We start from the raw sequence: 786 nt of genomic DNA, 5'->3' as shown, positions 1-786 counted from the left end.
TCGATGTTTGACGCTTCACAGCGGGTACCGGAATATCAACCGGTTATCCATCGACTACGCCTGTCGGCCTCGCCTTAGGTCCCGACTTACCCTGGGCAGATCAGCTTGACCCAGGAACCCTTAGTCAATCGGCGCACACGTTTCCCACGTGTGAATCGCTACTCATGCCTGCATTCTCACTCGTCAACCGTCCACAACTACCTTCCGGTGCTGCTTCACCCGGCAGACGACGCTCCCCTACCCATCACGATCCCCGTTAGGGGTCAATATCGCAATGACACGACTTCGGCGGTACGCTTGAGCCCCGCTACATTGTCGGCGCGGAATCACTAGACCAGTGAGCTATTACGCACTCTTTCAAGGGTGGCTGCTTCTAAGCCAACCTCCTGGTTGTCTGTGCGACTCCACATCCTTTCCCACTTAGCGTACGCTTAGGGGCCTTAGTCGATGCTCTGGGCTGTTTCCCTCTCGACCATGGAGCTTATCCCCCACAGTCTCACTGCCGCGCTCTCACTTACCGGCATTCGGAGTTTGGCTAAGGTCAGTAACCCGGTAGGGCCCATCGCCTATCCAGTGCTCTACCTCCGGCAAGAAACACACGACGCTGCACCTAAATGCATTTCGGGGAGAACCAGCTATCACGGAGTTTGATTGGCCTTTCACCCCTAACCACAGGTCATCCCCCAGGTTTTCAACCCTGGTGGGTTCGGTCCTCCACGAAGTCTTACCTCCGCTTCAACCTGCCCATGGCTAGATCACTCCGCTTCGGGTCTTGAGCGTGCTACT

At 56.4% G+C, this 786-nt stretch carries 1 rRNA gene; it reads right to left on the bottom strand.

What is annotated here, in order from left to right:
- Window positions 1-786: ribosomal RNA gene (locus ACYF6T_RS44545) — 23S ribosomal RNA — on the bottom strand; the annotation flags it as partial.

Source organism: Streptomyces sp. 7R007 (assembly GCF_054850255.1).
The sequence above is the reverse complement of the archived record's forward strand: the minus strand, read 5'-3'. Positions and strand labels throughout refer to the sequence as shown.